Origin of the sequence: Streptantibioticus parmotrematis (genome assembly GCF_019890615.1) — a bacterium.
In the GTDB taxonomy this organism is placed as follows: Bacteria; Actinomycetota; Actinomycetes; order Streptomycetales; family Streptomycetaceae; genus Streptantibioticus_D; species Streptantibioticus_D parmotrematis.
Genome location: NZ_JAINVZ010000007.1, coordinates 72,336 through 88,702, shown reverse-complemented (window position 1 = coordinate 88,702; position 16,367 = coordinate 72,336). Strand labels below are relative to the sequence as shown.

The following is a 16,367-nucleotide window of genomic DNA, read 5'->3' as shown; positions in this document are numbered from 1 at the left end:
TCTCCCATGTCCACCACCCCGGACTTGACCCAAGCGACTTGGGTCAAGTCCACCCACAGCAACGGCGACGGCGGCGACTGCATCGAGTGGGCCCCCGCCCACGCCGCCGCCACCGGCGTCATCCCCGTACGCGACAGCAAGGACCCCCAGGGTCCGGCCCTCGCCTTCCCCACGCACGCCTGGAACGCCTTCATCGGAGCCGTGAAGTCGGGAGCGTTCCCGGCCGACGCCGGCTGACCGCTCGGCGGCGCGCGTGCCGCCGGAGGCGAGCGCGCGCGCGGACGTCAGAGTGCGGACAGCTCCTCGGGGTTCATGTAGTCCTGGAAGCGCGTCACCTTGCCGTCGTCGCGGCGGGTGAGGAACCAGATGTAGTGCAGGTCGCGCGGGGTGCCGTCCGGGCGGTGGTGGTGGCCGGTGGCCTGGACGACCGTGTCCGCGCCGGACTCGTAGACGTGTATGTCGTCCAGGTGCCCGAACACGATGTTGTCGCCGAGCCCGCCCATGTACGCCCGCATCGCGTCGTGACCCTCCAGGCGGGACACCCAACCCTTGGGCGCCCACGGGAACTCGTGCACGCCGTCCGGGGCGAACAGGTCCAGCCATCCGTCGACGTCGCCGTCCTTGAGGGAGTCGAGCGCCGCCGCGAGCGAGGTGGGGAGTGTGGAAGACGATGTCATGGCATCCTCCGGATAGGATTACGGACTATGAGTCCTGAAAACTCTAACACCTTTCCGGACTCGGAGTCCGTAAAAGCGGTCGCCCGTCGGGGCCGCCCGCCGGTGCCGCCTGGGCGCATCCTCGCCGCCGCCGACACCCTCTTCGCCGAGGCCGACGATCCCCGGACGGTGACCATGGACGCCATCGCGGCGGCGGCCGGGGTGGGGAAGGGAACGCTCTTCCGCGCCTTCGGCAGCCGTCGCGAGCTGCTCGACGCCCTGTGGAGCGACCGGCTCGGCGGCGTGCGGGAGGCCGTGGAGGCGGAGCGGGGGCCGCTCGGCGCGAGCGCGCCGCCACGGGAGCGGGCGGTGGCGTTCCTCGACGCGATGCTCACGTTCAAGATGGACAACCGCCATCTGATCCGCGCCCGGGAGCACTCGATCGCCGGGGTGCGCCAGTCGGAGAACTACCGGTGGACCCACGGCCTCGTCGAGCGGTTGATCACGGACGCCGACCCGGGGGCGACGGCACGGGACGCCGCGTACACCGCCCACGCCCTCCTCGCGGCGCTGGACATCGACCTCATCGAGGAACTCCTCGCGAGCGGGCGCACTCGCGAGCAGATCCGGCGTGCGCAGGGCGAGTTCGTCCGGGCGGTGATCAACGGCGCGGCGCACGAGGCTCGTTGACCGGCTTCCCCGCGCGGCACGACCGCCGCCGGACGCCTCAGGCGGTCAGTCCGGCGGTGGTCAGCCAGATGTGTTCGCAGGTCGCGGACGCCGCTCGCAGCGCCTCGCGGGATTCCTGGGACGCGTGGTAGAAGGTGCGCTCGATCATCCAGCACAGCGCGCGGGCCATCGCCGCGGCGTGTTCCGGTCCGGTGCCCGCCGGGACGCCGGATCGTTCGAGGACGGCGGTGATGGCCGTGATGAACAAGTCGGCCGTGCGGTCCCACAGTTCGCCGATCTCCGGCACGGTCAACGAGAGGTCGATCGCGGTGCGCATGACCAGGCCGTGCTCGTTCCACAGCTCGACCGTGCGCTTCATGGCGGTCGCGATGGCCTGGCGTGGCTCCTCCGCCTGCGCGGCGGCCCGGGACCGTTCCCACAGGTGCTCGACGGTGCGGGCCACGAGCGCCGTGACGACGTCCTGCTTGGAACCGAAGTAGAAGTACAGGGCGCCGCGGGTGATGCCGGCGCCCTGGGCGATGTCGCCGACGGTCATGGCCTCGTAGCCCTTGCGGGCCAGCAGGGTTTCGCAGGTGTCGAGGATGGCCCGTTCCCGGACGTCGCCCTTGCGTTCGGCGGGGCGGCGGCTCTTGGCGGGGTGGTGGTCGGGCGTCACAGCTGAGCGCCTTCGGGGAAGTCGGTCGTGCGGGAGAGCGTCTCCCAGGCGCGGATGTCGTCGTCCACGGCCGTGCGGGCGGCGGCGACGAGGCGCAGCGCGTCCGAGCCGAGGACGAGGTGGGCCGGGGGCCGCTCGACTGAGGTGATCCGCACGACGGCTTCCCCGGCCTTGGCCGGATCGCCGAGCTGGTTCCCGCTGGCCTTGCGCCGTGCGTCGCGGAGGGGGGCGAACAGCTCGTCGTAGTCGTCGACGGTCCGTTCGGCGCGGGTCATGGACCGCCCGGCCCAGTCGGTGCGGAAGGAGCCCGGTTCGATCGCGGTCACGTGGATCCCGAACTGCGCGACCTCCTTGCCCAGCGCCTCCAGGACACCCTCCAGGGCGAACTTGCTGCCGCAGTACGCGGACATGCCGGGAACGGCCATGAGGCCGCCCATGGAGGTGACGGCCATCAGGTGTCCGCGGCGGCGTCGGCGCATGGCGGGCAGCGCGGCCCGCAGGGTGGCCATCGCGCCGAACACGTTGACCTCGAACTGCCGCCGCACTTCGTTGAGTTGGGTTTCCTCGAAGGTGCCCTCCAGGCCGTACCCGGCGTTGGCGATGACCACGCCGAGCGGCCCGACGTTCCGTTCCACCTCGGCGACCACGCTCTCGACGGCGTCGTCGTCCGTCACGTCCAGAAGGCGGCCGTGCGCGCGCCCGGGGGCGAGTTGCTCGAAGTCCCGCAGGTCCGGCTCGGAGCGGACAGTGCCGACGACGGTGTGCCCGGCGGCCAGGGCGGCTTGGGCGAAGGCCCGTCCGAGGCCCGTGCTGACGCCGGTGATGAGCCAGTTCCGCTTCTCCATTACCCCTCCAGGGACGATGCGGCGGGGAGCTGACGCGCTCCCCTTGGGGAAGCCGGAGCGCTCCCCCTTCGAAGGGGCCGGAGTGCTCCCCTCGCCAGAAAGTCTACACAGTGTCGATTTTTACCGCCGCACCGTAGATTCCGGCAGGGCTCGGCGGCACCACCGAGCGGTCCTATGGCGCAACGGTCGGGACGCGACTGTCGTAGGACTCGCGGTGGGCGAGCACGTCGTCCATGTGCGTCTCGGCCCACGTCTTGAGGCCGCGCGTCAACTGGTTTAGTGACAGGCCGAGTTCGGTCAGTTCGTAGGTGACCGTGACCGGCACGGTCGGCGTCACGGTGCGGGTGACCAGGCCGTCGCGCTCCAGGGCGCGCAGTGTCTGGGTGAGCATCTTCTGGCTGACGCCGGCCAGCAGGCGCAGCAGCTCCGAGTGGCGCATCGCCCGCGGCTCACCGGCGCAGGCGGTACCCGGCTGATGCGTGCCGTCGCTGCCGAGGGCGGCCAGGACCAGCGTGACCCACTTGTCGGAGAGCCGGTCGAGCAGCTTGCGACTGGGGCAGACCGCCAGGAAGGCGTCGTACTCCACCTTGGCCCGCGCTCTCCGCTGCGCCGCCGTCGTCGTCCCCATCGGCCGTTCCCCTCTCCCGTCGGCGCCGTACGCACTTGGTGTCTCAGACACGTGGCGCCTTACGCGCTTGGTTCCTTAGGCACTCCGAAGTGCTTGCTTCCCTTCAGAAAGTTACTCACCAAAAATGAGGCAAGGCACTGAAAAACACCACCCCTTGATCCTTCACGGAAGGCACTCCATGACCACCCCCTCCCCCTCACTCCCCGGCGGCACCTGGCCCTTGGGAGATCTGACCGTCACCCGGTTCGGCTACGGCGCCATGCAGTTGGCCGGCCCCGGGGTCATGGGCCCGCCGGCCGACCGCGCCGCCGCACTCGCCGTGCTCCGCGAGGCCGCCGCCCTCGGCATCACCCACATCGACACCGCCGACGCGTACGGACCGCATTTCACCAACGAGTTGATCCGCGAAGCGCTGCACCCGTACCGCGACGGGCTGCACATCGTGACCAAGGTCGGCGCGATCCGCGACCAGAAGGGCGGCTGGCCTCCGGCGCGCGAGCCGCAGGACCTGCGCCGGGCGGTCCGGGAGAACCTGGCCCGCCTCGGTCTCGACGCGCTGGACGTGGTCAACCTACGCCTCGGCGACGCCCGGGGCACCGTGGCCGGTTCGCTGGCGGAGGCGTTCGGGACGCTGGTCGAACTCCAGCGGCAGGGCCTGATCCGGCACCTCGGCGTGAGCAACGTGACGGCGCAACAGGTCGCCGAGGCGCGGTCGATCGCGCCGATCGTGTGCGTGCAGAACATGTACAACCTGGCCCATCGCGAGGACGACGAGCTGATCGACGAGCTGGCCGGTCAGGGCATCGCGTACGTGCCCTTCTTCCCCCTCGGCGGCTTCACCCCGTTGCAGTCCTCGGCCCTCACGACCGTGGCCACCCGCCTGAACGCGACCCCGATGTCGGTGGCCCTGGCGTGGCTGCTGCGACGGTCGCCGAACATCCTGCTGATCCCGGGCACGTCGTCGGTAGCGCATTTGCGCGAGAACGTGACGGGTGCGGGACTCCCGCTCTCAGAGCGGGACTTGGCGGACCTGGAGGAGATCGGCCGCTAGTGCTCTGACCGCATCAGGTCACCGAGCTGGCCCTCGGGCCGTTCGTCGTTCTCCCGGCGGGGAGTCGCGCCGAGCACGGTGCGGGCGACGCGTTCCAGTGAATCCAGCAGCGGGTTGGGGTCGTCGGCGCGCGTGACGAGGACGACCTCGCAGGGGTCGATGTCGGTGACGGGCACGAGGGCCACGTCCTCGCGCACCGCGGCGCGGCGGTCTCCGGCGGGGAAGATCGCGACACAGTGGCCGGTGGCGATGAGTTCGAGCTTGTCCTCGTAGCTGTCGTCGCTCGCGGGCGGCGGCGGTGCCGGGCGGCCGCCGACCGGCCGGGGCGTGCTCCAGAGCACCGGAGTGCTGACGCAGGCCACCAGTTCCTCGTCCGGCAGGTCCCTCCGCAGACTGACGGCCTTCTCGTGCGCCAGACGGTGACGCGCCGACGTGACCAACACCCGTGATTCCTCACGGAGTCTCGTCACCCGGAGGCCGTCCGTGGGGAAGGGCAGGGGCCGGTACGCCACGAGGGCGTCGACCCGCTCCTCGGCGAGGGCGCGCGTGTCCCGCCAGTCGAGGTGCCGGGTGCGGACCTGGCCGTCGGGATGGCGGCGGCGCAGCTCCTGCACGCAGGCGGTGATGACCAGTCCCTCCGCGCAGCCGACCGTGACGGCGAAGGGCTGGGCGGCGGCTCTGGCCGTACGGGCGGCTCGCTCGGCCTCCTGGAGCAGGGACAGGGCCCGGGGCAGGAACGCCCGCCCGGCGTCGGTGAGGCTGGTGCCCTGCGGCGAGCGGTCGAAGAGCCGGACACCGAGGTGAGCCTCCAGCCGCTGGATCTGGCGGCTCAGCGACGGCTGCGCCAGGTGCAGCCTGGTGGCGGCCCGGCCGAAGTTGCCGTACTCCGCCACGACCGTGAAGTACCGCACGAGCCGCAGGTCGACGTCCATTCGCCCAGGTTACGTCGCGCGTCGGCGTACGCCGAGGGACGTCACGCGGGCCTGGAGCCGTCATGCGCCTGGCGCATGACGGCATGCGGAACAGGTCTTGGACAGGGTGTGCGGGCGGGCATTTGGCTTGACGGCATGACCACTTATGACGGCAAGAAGATCGTGATCACGGGCGGAAGCAGCGGTATCGGCCTGGCCGCGGCCCGGTTGTTCGCGGACGGCGGGGCGCACGTGCTGATCACCGGCCGCACCCGGTCCACCCTGGACGCCGCGCTGGAACGGTTGGGGGACAAGGCGGTCGCCGTCCGCAGCGACGCCGCGTCCCTCAAAGACATCACGGCGCTGGCCGAAACGGTACGGGAGCGGTTCGGCGCGGTGGACGCGCTGTTCGTCAACGCCGGTGTCACCGCGTCCGCGCCGTTCGACGCGGTGACGGAGGAAAGGTACGACGCGCTGTTCGACGTCAACACCAAGGGCCCGTACTTCACGGTGCGGGCGTTGGCGCCGCTGTTGCGCGAGGGAGGCGGCGTGGTCCTCACCACGTCGGTGGCGAACGTCCTGGGCCTCGACGCGCTCAGCGTCTACTCGGCGACCAAGGCGGCCCTGCGGTCGATGACGCGCACCCTGGCCCGTGAGCTGCTGCCCCGCAGGGTACGCGTCAACGCGGTGAGCCCCGGCCCGATCGACACCGGCATCCTGGACCGCTCCTTCCCCGCCGACGCCGTCGAGACGATGAAGGACACCTACCGGAGCACCAACCCGATGCTGCGGCTGGGCACTTCGGAGGAAGTCGCCGCAGCAGTGGCGTACTTGGCCTTCGGCGCGACCTTCTCGACGGGAACCGAGTTCCCTGTCGACGGAGGCGCTTCGCAGCTCTAGCCGCTCCGACCGTAGGCCGTAAGCCGTAAGCCGTAGGCCGTACGGCGGCGCCGGGTCGTTCACGGCGGCGCCGCCGCCACGCCGAAGCGCCGTCCCCGGCCGTCAGACCGCCCGGGGCACGTACGCCAGGCCGTGCGCGCCGGGTTCGCCCTTGCGGGGGATGTCGATGCGGGCCAGGGGCTCCAGTGTGTCGAGGTCCACCACGTCGACCGTCGAGGAGACGACGGACGCCACGTACGCGAGGCGCCCGTCGGGGGACGAGCTGATCGTCAGCGGGCACAGGCCGACCTCCACCTCGCCCACCCGCTCGCGCGTCGTCGCGGAGAAGACCGACAGGCGGCCGGGGGCCTGGCGGCCGAGCCGGGAGTCGGGGTCGGGCTCGATGCGCGCCTGGCCCGCCAGCACGAGGCCTGTCGACGTGAGGTGCATCGGAAGGACGACGTTCTCGGTGGGCAGGGTGTCCACGACGGTCGCCGTCCGGCGGTCGACGATCCGGATCCCGGTGGCCGGCCGGTCCTCTCCCTCGGCGAAGTCGAAGAAGGAACCGCCGTACGGCGAGGCCACGAACGCGTGGTCGGCGGAGACCGCCAGCCCCTCGCTGCCCGGCACCTCGATCTTCGCGGTGAGCGTCCCGCGTTCCAGGTCCACGACGGAGACGAACGGCGCCTCCTTGTTCGTGGCGTACCCGGTCGTGCCGGACGGGTCGATGGCGAACCAGTGCGGCCCCGGCGCGTCGGTGTCGATCCGGCCCACCGGCTTGCGCGTCGCGGTGTCGATCACCACGACACCGCCGGGCCGGCCCGCCCCGCCCTCCACGCTGACGTACAGCCGCCCGCGACCGGCGTCCAACGCGAGTCCGTGCGGGCCGTGTTCGGGCGCGAGGTCGATGACCTCGACGATCCGGCGGGTGTCGGCGTCGATGACGGTCACCTCGGTGCGGCGGCCGCTGTTGGCGTGGTAGTAGCCCGAGTCGTACGTGGTCGTGCACCACAGCAGGCGTTGGGTGGGATCGAAGAGCAACTCGTGCGGCTCGGCGAGGACTTCGAGCGTCTCCAGGTGCCGGTCGGACGCGGCGTCGAAGAACGAGACGGTGGGCCCGCTCTGGCTGACGACGGCCAGGACGTCGCCTTCGCGGCCCGCACGGGGTGACTGCTGCTGCATGGAGGGCTCCTTGTACGGGGTGGTACGGCGAGTTGTACGGGTTGTGTACGGGCGGTTGTACGGGTTGTGTACGGGCGGTTGTGCGGGTCGTACGGGATCAGGCCGATCGGAACTGATCGCAACGACCGGAACGTCACGCGACACCGCGTCGCGGACACGTTCCGCGTCGGGCGCACGCTCCGCTCCGCGGACACGTCACGCTTCGCCGACACGTTCCACTCTCCGCGCGCCGCCGTTCCGCGACAATGCAAGGATCGGCAGGCCCTACTTGCCGCAAACGCAAAAGCCCAGCTCGGGAGCGCCGATGGATCTCAATCTGCTGCGCGCACTGGACGCCCTGCTCCAGGAGAACAGCGTGACGCGTGCCGCCGAGCGCCTGGGCACCTCGCCCGCCGCCGCCAGCCGCACCCTGGCCCGGCTGCGTCGCGCGGTCGGGGATCCGCTGCTGGTCCGGGCGGGCCAGGGCATGGTGCCGACGCCGCGCGCCCTCGAACTCAAGCAGGAAGTCGCCGCGTTGCTGCGCGGCTGCGACAACGTGCTGCGGCCCGGGGCCGGTTTCGACCCGGTGCACCTCCAGCGCACCTTCACCGTGCAGGCCGCGGAACTGCTGCTGGTCGGGCTGGCGGGGACGCTGACCGAACGCATCCACGCCCGGGCCCCGCACGTGGACGTGGTCTTCCTGCCGGAGGCGATCGAGGGCGGCCCGGCGCTGCGGCAGGGCTGGGTGGACGTCGAACTCGGCGTGCTCGGCCACCTCGACCCGGAGATCCTGACGCGGCCGCTGGCCCGGATGCCGGTGGTCGGTGTCGCCCGGCGCGGCCATCCCCTCTTCGACGGGCCGATCGACGCGCGGCGCTTCGCGGAGGCGGACCACATCGGCATCTCGCGGCTGGGCAAGCGGCTCGGGCCCATCGACACCGCGCTCGCCGGCCTCGGGCTGCGGCGCAGGATCGCGGTGGTCGTGCCCAGTCACACCAGCGCGATGATGCTGGCCCGGGGCGCCGACCTCGTCGCCCTCACGCTCGCCGACTGGCTGCCGGAGACGATCGAGGCCCTGGGCCTGCGCACGTTCCCCATCCCGCTGGACCTGGAGCCACTGGACCTGGGCCTGGCCTGGCATCCCCGCAACTCGGCCGATCCGGGCCACCGTTGGTTCCGCGAGACCCTGGCGTCAGCGATCCTGAACCCCCTGGGCAAGCCGTCAGCGTGATCACGGGGGCCGAACAGCCCGTTCGCGCACCAAGCTGAAGGCCCTGCACGATGCAGAGGAGGCGCTGAAGGGGGCGCGCTGGTTCCGCAAGGTGTGCGAGCAGTGCTTCCCCGCCGGTACGAAGGTCCTGATGGCGAACGGCTCGACCCGGACCATCGAGGACGTCAAGGCCGGAGACATGGTCCTCGCCACGGACCCGGTGTCGGGCCGCACAGGGCCACGGCGCGTCATCCAGCCGATCATCACCGACGGCGACAAGCACTTCGACGAATTGACCGTCACAAGTGGCGGAAGGCAAACGGCGAAGCTCGTCGCAACGTACGAACACCCCTTCTGGAACCCGACGGCGCACGCATGGCTCCAGGCGAAGGACCTCACCCCTGGTACGAGCCTTCAGAGCACTCACGGTGCCACGGTCCGCGTGCTGACCAACCACCCCTTCGACCAACGAGCACGCACGTACAACCTCACCGTGGACGACCTCCACACGTACTATGTGCTCGCCGGGACCGCACCGGTACTCGTTCATAATTCCAACTGCATGGAGCCGATGCTTGATGATGTAAGCGAGGCCTATGTTCGCGGAAAGCATTTCGCTGGCGGCGCCAACCTGGACCGGACCAAAGGCGTGTTCAGCGACGACACCGACCTTGAACATCTTGTGGAAAAGGCTAGTGAGGTCGCCCCCTCCGAGCCGAACGAGAGCGGTTTCTATGAGCGTGTAGTCAACTATGGAAAACCCATTGGGGAGACATCTGCAAACGACGGCGCACGGCAGACTTCATGGTTCATGCTTGTACAGGACAAATATGGTGGCGTGATCACCATGTACCCGATTCCACCTCGGTAACACGGCAACGGAGGCTCCCCCTCGTGGGAATGGTGGTCTACACCGAGAATCAGATCCACAAACGCATCGATCAGCTACTGGACGACGAGGACGAGACTCTCATGCGGGCTTGCGAGTCCGGCCCCCCAGGGAGTGTCCGGAAGAGTATTTCGCGCTACGGTGACACGATGTTGAACATCTACCAGCTGCGCATGCTGATCGATGAGCTCCGTGCGCTGCCAGAAGGCTTGTCGTCGAGCACCGTGAAGCGGCTGGAGGAAGCTGCGCATGCGGCAATCAGAAGTCGCGGATACCTTTACTTCGTAGGCGACTAGTCGCGGAATCCCGCCACTGGCTTCCTGGTTGCCGATTGACGCATGAAGGCTTCCCCCCCGGGTCGGCTCCCGGAGGGGAAGCCTTCAGCGTTTCGACGGCAGAAGACTTCCGGCCCGCTCTGGAAGGGTCGCCGCGTTCCCGCTCTCCTGGAGCCGACCGTCGTCAGGGACACGGCCACCACCAGCGAGACGGTGAGATACGTCGTCACCGCGAACACCCCACAGGGCGACGAGCACCCCGCCTTCTCGTAGCGGCGACCCATGCCGGATCGGCGGCGGAGGCGCGGAACAGCAACCGCCGCCGTACGACGTCACGTTGGGCGGCCGACCACTCAGCGCAAACCCGCGAAGAGGTCGTTCTCCGGGACCGCCGCCTTCGTCGTGTCCCGGACCCGTACGAACGTCTCCACGCCCATCAACTCCGTGAACCTCTTCTGGCCCATCTTCAGGAAGAAGATGTTCTCCCCCTGGCTCGCGTGCGCGGCCAGCGCGTCGAACTTCTGGGCGCCGAAGTCGGTGACGTCCACCCAGGTCGTGATCTCCTCGTCGGGGAGCCCGATCTCGGCCATCGCGGCGGCCTCGGCGGGGTCCGGCTCCTGCCAGTCCGCGTCGAACTCCCGCATCGCCTCGCCGAACCGCTGCATCATCGAGCGGGGCGCCGTCGTCCAGTACACCTTCGGCGTCCAGTCGATCATGTCGAGCGCCGCCATCGTGATCCGGTTCGCCTGGATGTGGTCGGGGTGGCCGTAGAAACCGTTCTCGTCGTACGTCACGACCACGTCGGGCCGGTAGCGCCGCATCAGCTCCGCGAGCCGGGCCGCGGCCTCCGCCACGGGGGTGCGCCAGAACGAACCGGGGGCGTCGTTGGCCGCCCAGCCCATCATCCCGGAGTCGGCGTAGTCCAGCGTCTCCAGGTGCGCCACCTTCAGGACGTCACAGCTCGCCTCCAGCTCCTGGCGCCGCATCGCGACGACGGCCGCCGCATCGTGCTCCGGGGAGTCCGGTTTGACGCCCCCCGGCCCGTCACCGCAACCACCGTCGGTACACGTCACGAGCACCGTGCGGATTCCCTCCGCCGCGTACCGCGCGAGAATCCCTCCCGTTCCCGTGGCCTCGTCGTCGGGGTGGGCGTGCACGGCCATCAGCGTCAAGGGCCGGTCGTTCATGAAGGATTCCTCCGTGCGGGGAGTGCCCCGGCCCGGCCGGGCCGGGCCGGGCCGGGCCGGGCCGGGCCGGGCCGGATCAGGTCAGGTCAGGTCAGGTCAGGGCGGTTCGGTTCGCTCGGTCGATGCAACAGTGTCGGCCACCTCGGCTGTTCCCGCACAGAACGCTTGTCCTCGACACGGATGCGACAACCATTCGGCCACGTCGGGCACGGTCGCCGCCCCGGGCCCGCTGCCGGGATCTCCCCGCCCCCTGACCGGAACTCGGGTGCGCGCGGCCTACGGCCGGCCGTAGGTTCGAGGGATGGGTGGTCAACTGGAGAACGTCGAGGTCGTCTACACCAAGTACGACGGGTCCCTGCACTGGCATCACCACGCGCGACGGCTCGGCGAGGACCGGTTCGGGACCTGGCTGGGGTGTGTGCGGGGTGACCGGATGCAGCGGGGGCAGGAGCCGCCGATCGCGTGCAGCGTGGGGTTCGTGCTGCTGGTGCCGCGCGACGCGTGGTGGACGGCATCCTTCAACGGCTCGCCGCACAAGTACGAGATCTACTGCGACATCACCTCGCTCCCCCGCTGGACGACCGAGGACCGGGTGACGATGGCCGATCTCGACCTGGACGTGATCCGGCGCCGGGACGGCTCGGTGTTCGTGGACGACGAGGACGAGTTCGCCGAGCACCAGGTGCGCTACGGCTACCCGCCCGACGTCGTCTCCGGTGCCCGCACGACGGCGGACCGGCTCGAGGAGGCGGTCACCCGCCGCGAGGGCCCCTTCGACGGCGCGCACGAGGCGTGGCTGTCCCGCGTGACGGGGTGACCGTCACGCGGGCAGGCTCCCGGGGGGCTCGGCCGCCAGGCGGTAGCCGACCGCGCCGAAGGTGACCACGTCCCCCGGGCGGACCGTCGTCGCGCCCATCACCCGCCGCCCGTTGACCCACGTGCCGTTCATCGAGCCCAGGTCGCGCAGGATCCACACGCCGCCCTCGCAGGCCAGTTCGGCGTGGATCCGGGAGACGGAGTCGTCGTGGACGCGCAGGCCCGACGCGTAGTCGCGCCCTATGCGCAACGGGCTCGGACCCGGCTCCGGCAGCATCAGCCTCGGCAGCCGCTCGACCCGCCAGGCCCTGCGCACCCGCACGCCGAACGCCGAGCAGGCGCCGACCACGCCGAGCGTCCAGCGACTCAGGCGGCCACCGGAGGGCAGGTCGGCGGTGAGCGCGTCGAGCGCCTCGCGGTCCTCGGCGGCGAGCGCGAGTTCCATGCGGCGCAGGAACGTGTCGTGCGACAGCATGCCGCGGACCGCATTGTCCTTGAGCACCTCGACGACCCGGTCCCGCTCGGCGTCGGACGGCCGACCGGAGCGCGTCTGGAACTCGTATGACATCACGACACGAATTCTCCGGGGCGCGACCAGGGGTGTCCAGTTGCCGCCGACCGCACGAGCCCGGGGCGGCGACCGCCGAGGGGCGACAGGCGGAGCGTTCGGCTCCCTTACCGCGTAAAGCCAACTCCTGTACCGGGTAAAGGAATCCGTGCCACGATGGATCGGCGCGATCACGTTGCTGCGAAGGGGGACCAGCACTGTGCCCGACGTGCCCATCCGTCCGCTCGGCCTGGAGGCCGTCGAGACGCTGGTCCGCGACTGCTGGGTGCGCGCCCGGCAGGGGACGCGACGGGCGGACCGCCCGTTGCCGGTCGTCGTGCTGCTGGGGCGGCACGGCAGCGGCAAGACCGCCGCGCTGGAACACCTGGCGCACCGCGCGTCCACCGCGCCCACCGCGGGCCACGACTTCGCCGCCGCGACGCTGCGCCCGCACGAGGTCGCGGCCCGGCTGGCGTTCCGCCTGTCGCTCAAGGCGCCGCACCAGCGGCCCCTGCACTTCCCCCGCCTCACCCACGGCCTGGTCGCCGTCGACCCGGAGTTGCGGCTGGACGCCAACAACCCCGAGCACGCCAAGCACCAGCTGTCCAAGGCGATGCGCTCGGCCCGCAAGCGCGCCGCGGGGCCCGCGGCGGACGCGCTGTCGGAGGCCGTCGGGCTGCTCAACGACATCGGGGTGATCCCGGTGCCGGGCGCCGGGCTGCTCGCCTCGCTGCTGCTGCGCGGCATCGGGCCGAGGCTGCTGTCGACGGTGTCGCGTTCCGGCGTGGAGTGGTACGGCGAGGGCAGCCCGGCGGAGCCGCTGGCCGCGCTGGTGGCCCTCAACGAGCGCAGCCGCAGCGAGGATCCGGCGGACGCGGAGCGGGTGGACCGGCTGCTGTGCGAGGCGTTCCTCGCCGATCTGCGGGCCGCCCACGCCGGGCGGCAGGGCCTGGGCCGGGACCGCAACTGCCTGGTGGTGCTGGACAACATCGACCGCGGTGACGGCACGCGTTTCCTCACCCTGCTGCTGGAGCTGCGCGAGGCGCTGATCCAGGCCGCGCCGGACGGCGGCTGCGATCCGCTGCTGGTGGTCGCCGCGTCGTCGACGGCGCGCGCGGTGCCGGGGCCGTTCGACCCGGGCCCCGCGGGCCTGCGGATCAGCCCGGGCGAGCGGGCGTCGTACGACGACTGGCACGACGCGGTGCCCGCCTCGCCCGCGGACGCGTCCTGGTGGTGGTACGCCGTGCGGCTGCCGGACCTGACAGCGGGTCAGGTGTCGCAGCTGGGGGCGGCGATCGCGCCGAGGCTGCCGGAGGCGACGCCGCTGGTGCACCGGCTGACGTACGGGCATCCGTGGAGCGTGCTGCGGACGCAGCGGGCGGCGGCCCGGCTGCTGGAACGCCCGGACGCCCAGGACCGGTTGCGCGGCATCCTCGACTCCGGTCCGCTGGTGCGCGACCCGGGCGGCGCGGGCGGCTCCCCGGCGCCGCCGACGCTGGGCCAGGAGGCGTTGCGTTATCTGACGCAGGGCATGGACGCCGAGCAGCTGGCGGGCCTGGTGACGTGCGCGGCCGCGCGGGACATGGAGTCGGCCGTCAACTCCGGTCTGCTGGAGGGTTTTTCGCCCCGGCTGCGCGAGACGCTGCTGGAGGACACCGCGGAGCGGCTGTGGATGGTGCCGCCGCTGTCGGAGGACGCGGGCACCCGCGGCGGACGCGGCTCCGGCTACCTGCCGGCGGACGGCCCCGCGGCGCACCCGCGGCGGCTGCCGGGGTCCCACGTGCTGCAACCGTGGCTGCGGCTGCTGCTGACCCGGGAGCTGGCCGCCCGCGAGGAGGGCGGTCCGCACCCGGACTGGGACACCGCGCACCAACGGATGCTGGCCTGGCACGCGGACCGCCCGGGCCACGAACTGGCCGTACCACACCACACGTTGGCGCTCGGCCGGGTCGACGAGGTGGTGACGGCGCTGCGGCTCTCGCTGGGCGGGCTGCCGACCGAGGCGTGGCTGTACGAGCTGTACGCGGTCACCGCGGCGCCGATGCGCGAGCCGGTCGTGCTGACCGAGCCCGCCTCGCACCGCGCCGACCGGCTCGCCCGCGACCTGGCGCCGGAGGCGTACGGCAAGCACCGTTCGCTGGCGCTGCTGGTGACCTCGTTGTGGCTGGCGGTCGATCCGCGCAACCGGCTGCCCAGCGCCCGCCCCGAGCTGAACTTCACCATCAGCGCCTCGTTCCGCGACCTCGCGCTGCACGCCGACGCCAACAGCGCCGTGCTGCGGTCGGAGGCCGCCCGCTACGAGGCCCGTACGACGTGAGGACGTGCCGTGCGGCCCGAAGTGGCCGCGTGCGGTGCACCGTTCCGTAGGAGGTCGATCGTGTTGTCCCGCTCACCGGCCCGTTCCCCCGGTTCCGACGACACCTGGGATCCGCCGCGCCCGTGGTGGCGGGGGCGGCTCGGGGTGCTGGCGCTGGTGGTCGCCCTGGTCGCGCTGGGCGGCGGCGTCTACGCGCTGGCGCGTCCGGCGAGCACGCGGTGCGCCGACGGCGTCGCGAAGGTGGGCCCGGACCACACCTGCGTGGGGCTGACGGACGGCTCCTACGCGTACTCCCCCGACCTGGCCTCGTTGTCCGGGCTGATCCACACGGAGAACGAGCGGGTGCGGGCGGCGGCGGCCAGGCCGGGTGGGGCGCCGTGGGTCGGGGTGGTCTACCTGATGTCGATGGTGCAGGGCCCGGGCAGCACCAACACCACCGACTCGATCCGGCACGAGCTGGAGGGCGCGTACACCGCGCAGTGGGAGGCCAACCACACCGACACGCAAGGCGATTCGCCGCAGATCCAGCTGCTGCTGGCGCACACCGGCAACACCACGGCGCAGCGCGACTACACCCTCGCGCAGATCGGCAAGTACCGCGCCGCCGACCACATCGTCGCGGTGGCGGGCCTGGGCACCAGCACGCTGGCGACGCGTTCCAGCATCGAGCAGCTGACCCGGCAGGACCTCGCCGCGTTCGGCTCGGTCATCACCTCCGACGACCTGATCGGCATCCCCGGCCTGGTGCGCGTCGCGCCGTCCAACTCCGACGAGGCGGCGGCCGCGGCGAAGTACCTGCTCAGGACGGCGCCGAAGGCGAAGGTGCTGCTGGTCGAGGACACCCGCTCGGACGACCTGTACACCTCGACGCTCGCCACCTCGTTCCGCAAGAGCTATCCGGCCGGGCTGCTGGTCGACCAGCCGATGGCGTACGACTCGTCGAAGTCGGACGTCTCGACGTACTTCACGCAGCAGATGGCCAACGTGTGCCTGGACGCGCCCGACGTGGTGTACTTCGCCGGCCGGGGCATCGACCTGCCGCGCTTCCTCGCGCCGCTGTCGCACCGGCAGTGCGCCGACAAGCCGCTGACCGTGGTCTCCGGTGACGACGCCTCGCAGGTCGAGCAGTCCGCCGGGGTCGGCCAGGTCAAGGACGCGCTGCGGCTGGGCAACATCAAGCTGCTGTACACCGGGCTCGCCCATCCGGGGGCCTGGACGCTGCGCCCGCAGTCCTTCGACGCCACCGCGATCGCGCCGTTCCAGCCGGGCGGCGAGTTCCGCACCGCGTTCCCCCGCGAGGCGCTGGACGACGGCCAGGCGATCATGGGGTACGACGCGACGCTGACCGCCGTCACGGCGATCCGCAACGCGGCTTCGGGCGGCACCGGCGCGGACACGGTGACCGGCGCGGACGTGGTCCAGATGACGACGCTGCTGTACGGGGCGCGGGCGGTGTCGGGGGCGAGCGGGCTGATCTCGCTGGACTCCGGGGGCGGTCCGAAGAACAAGGCGATACCGATCGTCGAGTTGAGCCAGGACGGTTCGGTACATACGGTCGCGGTGTCGTCACGCGACGGTGATCCGCCGAACGCGCATCCGTAGGCGTCCGGCGCGGGCGCGTGGGCAGATGTCCGGCATACGCGTCGGGAG

18 protein-coding genes are annotated in these 16,367 nt (G+C 71.3%); 10 read left to right on the top strand and 8 right to left on the bottom strand.

All coding sequences use genetic code 11. The annotated features are described in order from the left end of the window. Positions 1–6 precede the first annotated feature (6 nt). Positions 7–237 carry a DUF397 domain-containing protein gene (locus K7472_RS12995; RefSeq protein ID WP_222977336.1) on the top strand — a complete coding sequence of 77 codons (231 nt, stop codon included), beginning with the start codon at positions 7–9 and terminating at the stop codon, positions 235–237. Between the two features lie 47 nt (positions 238–284). On the opposite strand, the gene K7472_RS12990 is transcribed toward K7472_RS12995, so the two are convergent. Beyond that, positions 285–677, bottom strand: a complete 393-nt coding sequence (locus K7472_RS12990) for a nuclear transport factor 2 family protein (RefSeq protein WP_222977334.1) — start codon at positions 675–677, stop codon at positions 285–287. A 102-nt stretch (positions 678–779) separates the two neighbouring features. On the opposite strand from K7472_RS12990, the gene K7472_RS12985 reads away from it, so the two are divergent. Further along, positions 780–1,346, top strand: coding sequence for a TetR/AcrR family transcriptional regulator (locus K7472_RS12985; RefSeq protein ID WP_308013889.1), 567 nt, complete (start codon positions 780–782; stop codon positions 1,344–1,346). 37 nt (positions 1,347–1,383) lie between these two features. On the opposite strand, the gene K7472_RS12980 is transcribed toward K7472_RS12985, so the two are convergent. The 3 genes from K7472_RS12980 to K7472_RS12970 form a co-directional block, all read right to left on the bottom strand. After that, on the bottom strand, positions 1,384–2,001 hold the full coding sequence (locus K7472_RS12980) for a TetR/AcrR family transcriptional regulator (protein WP_222977330.1): 618 nt from the start codon (positions 1,999–2,001) through the stop codon (positions 1,384–1,386). After that, positions 1,998–2,846, bottom strand: a complete 849-nt coding sequence (locus tag K7472_RS12975; RefSeq protein WP_222977329.1) for an oxidoreductase — start codon at positions 2,844–2,846, stop codon at positions 1,998–2,000. Before K7472_RS12975 ends, K7472_RS12980 begins: the two co-directional genes overlap by 4 nt. 172 nt (positions 2,847–3,018) lie before the next feature. After that, positions 3,019–3,474, bottom strand: coding sequence for a winged helix-turn-helix transcriptional regulator (locus tag K7472_RS12970; protein WP_222977328.1), 456 nt, complete (start codon positions 3,472–3,474; stop codon positions 3,019–3,021). Between the two features lie 178 nt (positions 3,475–3,652). On the opposite strand from K7472_RS12970, the gene K7472_RS12965 reads away from it, so the two are divergent. Continuing rightward, entirely contained in the window at positions 3,653–4,525 is an 873-nt protein-coding gene (locus K7472_RS12965; protein WP_222977327.1) for an aldo/keto reductase family oxidoreductase, read from the top strand. Here the strand turns inward: K7472_RS12965 and K7472_RS12960 are convergent. Next, positions 4,522–5,457 carry a LysR family transcriptional regulator gene (locus K7472_RS12960; protein ID WP_222977326.1) on the bottom strand — a complete coding sequence of 312 codons (936 nt, stop codon included), beginning with the start codon at positions 5,455–5,457 and terminating at the stop codon, positions 4,522–4,524. The two genes, K7472_RS12965 and K7472_RS12960, sit on opposite strands and share 4 nt — an antisense overlap. 135 nt (positions 5,458–5,592) lie before the next feature. Here K7472_RS12960 and K7472_RS12955 point away from each other — a divergent pair, with 135 nt between their 5' ends. Further along, on the top strand, positions 5,593–6,336 hold the full coding sequence (locus tag K7472_RS12955) for an SDR family oxidoreductase (protein WP_222977325.1): 744 nt from the start codon (positions 5,593–5,595) through the stop codon (positions 6,334–6,336). A gap of 102 nt (positions 6,337–6,438) precedes the next feature. On the opposite strand, the gene K7472_RS12950 is transcribed toward K7472_RS12955, so the two are convergent. Then, positions 6,439–7,497: a YncE family protein gene (locus tag K7472_RS12950; protein WP_222977323.1), complete on the bottom strand. Its 1,059-nt coding sequence runs from the start codon at positions 7,495–7,497 to the stop codon at positions 6,439–6,441. A 304-nt stretch (positions 7,498–7,801) separates the two neighbouring features. Between K7472_RS12950 and K7472_RS12945 the strand changes: the two genes are divergently transcribed. The 3 genes from K7472_RS12945 to K7472_RS12935 all read left to right on the top strand — a co-directional run bounded on the left by K7472_RS12945 (position 7,802) and on the right by K7472_RS12935 (position 9,871). Next, positions 7,802–8,707 carry a LysR family transcriptional regulator gene (locus K7472_RS12945; RefSeq protein WP_222977321.1) on the top strand — a complete coding sequence of 302 codons (906 nt, stop codon included), beginning with the start codon at positions 7,802–7,804 and terminating at the stop codon, positions 8,705–8,707. 130 nt (positions 8,708–8,837) lie between these two features. Continuing rightward, the gene (locus K7472_RS12940) at positions 8,838–9,557 is read left to right on the top strand and encodes a polymorphic toxin-type HINT domain-containing protein (RefSeq protein WP_222977317.1); all 720 of its coding nucleotides are present in this window, start codon (positions 8,838–8,840) and stop codon (positions 9,555–9,557) included. Positions 9,558–9,586: 29 nt separating this feature from the next. After that, entirely contained in the window at positions 9,587–9,871 is a 285-nt protein-coding gene (locus tag K7472_RS12935; protein ID WP_222977316.1) for a hypothetical protein, read from the top strand. 332 nt (positions 9,872–10,203) lie between these two features. Here K7472_RS12935 and K7472_RS12930 read toward each other — a convergent pair whose 3' ends face one another. Beyond that, entirely contained in the window at positions 10,204–11,037 is an 834-nt protein-coding gene (locus K7472_RS12930) for a PIG-L family deacetylase (protein WP_222977315.1), read from the bottom strand. A 301-nt stretch (positions 11,038–11,338) separates the two neighbouring features. On the opposite strand from K7472_RS12930, the gene K7472_RS12925 reads away from it, so the two are divergent. Continuing rightward, a complete protein-coding gene (locus tag K7472_RS12925) occupies positions 11,339–11,854 on the top strand; it encodes a DUF402 domain-containing protein (protein ID WP_222977314.1) in 516 nt (171 codons plus the stop codon). Between the two features lie 3 nt (positions 11,855–11,857). Here K7472_RS12925 and K7472_RS12920 read toward each other — a convergent pair whose 3' ends face one another. Continuing rightward, on the bottom strand, positions 11,858–12,421 hold the full coding sequence (locus tag K7472_RS12920; protein ID WP_222977653.1) for an FHA domain-containing protein: 564 nt from the start codon (positions 12,419–12,421) through the stop codon (positions 11,858–11,860). A gap of 208 nt (positions 12,422–12,629) precedes the next feature. Between K7472_RS12920 and K7472_RS12915 the strand changes: the two genes are divergently transcribed. Both K7472_RS12915 and K7472_RS12910 read left to right on the top strand, forming a co-directional pair. Then, positions 12,630–14,717: a hypothetical protein gene (locus K7472_RS12915; protein WP_308013888.1), complete on the top strand. Its 2,088-nt coding sequence runs from the start codon at positions 12,630–12,632 to the stop codon at positions 14,715–14,717. A 60-nt stretch (positions 14,718–14,777) separates the two neighbouring features. Beyond that, positions 14,778–16,319 carry an ABC transporter substrate-binding protein gene (locus K7472_RS12910; protein ID WP_308013887.1) on the top strand — a complete coding sequence of 514 codons (1,542 nt, stop codon included), beginning with the start codon at positions 14,778–14,780 and terminating at the stop codon, positions 16,317–16,319. Positions 16,320–16,367 lie beyond the last annotated feature (48 nt).

Coding starts and splice junctions, on each gene's coding strand:
- K7472_RS12995 (WP_222977336.1), top strand. CDS start 7: ATGTCCACCACCCCGGACTTGACCCAAGCGACTTGGGTCAAGTCCACC.
- K7472_RS12990 (WP_222977334.1), bottom strand. CDS start 677: ATGACATCGTCTTCCACACTCCCCACCTCGCTCGCGGCGGCGCTCGAC.
- K7472_RS12975 (WP_222977329.1), bottom strand. CDS start 2,846: ATGGAGAAGCGGAACTGGCTCATCACCGGCGTCAGCACGGGCCTCGGA.
- K7472_RS12970 (WP_222977328.1), bottom strand. CDS start 3,474: ATGGGGACGACGACGGCGGCGCAGCGGAGAGCGCGGGCCAAGGTGGAG.
- K7472_RS12965 (WP_222977327.1), top strand. CDS start 3,653: ATGACCACCCCCTCCCCCTCACTCCCCGGCGGCACCTGGCCCTTGGGA.
- K7472_RS12960 (WP_222977326.1), bottom strand. CDS start 5,457: ATGGACGTCGACCTGCGGCTCGTGCGGTACTTCACGGTCGTGGCGGAG.
- K7472_RS12955 (WP_222977325.1), top strand. CDS start 5,593: ATGACCACTTATGACGGCAAGAAGATCGTGATCACGGGCGGAAGCAGC.
- K7472_RS12950 (WP_222977323.1), bottom strand. CDS start 7,497: ATGCAGCAGCAGTCACCCCGTGCGGGCCGCGAAGGCGACGTCCTGGCC.
- K7472_RS12945 (WP_222977321.1), top strand. CDS start 7,802: ATGGATCTCAATCTGCTGCGCGCACTGGACGCCCTGCTCCAGGAGAAC.
- K7472_RS12940 (WP_222977317.1), top strand. CDS start 8,838: ATGGCGAACGGCTCGACCCGGACCATCGAGGACGTCAAGGCCGGAGAC.
- K7472_RS12935 (WP_222977316.1), top strand. CDS start 9,587: ATGGTGGTCTACACCGAGAATCAGATCCACAAACGCATCGATCAGCTA.
- K7472_RS12930 (WP_222977315.1), bottom strand. CDS start 11,037: ATGAACGACCGGCCCTTGACGCTGATGGCCGTGCACGCCCACCCCGAC.
- K7472_RS12925 (WP_222977314.1), top strand. CDS start 11,339: ATGGGTGGTCAACTGGAGAACGTCGAGGTCGTCTACACCAAGTACGAC.
- K7472_RS12920 (WP_222977653.1), bottom strand. CDS start 12,421: ATGTCATACGAGTTCCAGACGCGCTCCGGTCGGCCGTCCGACGCCGAG.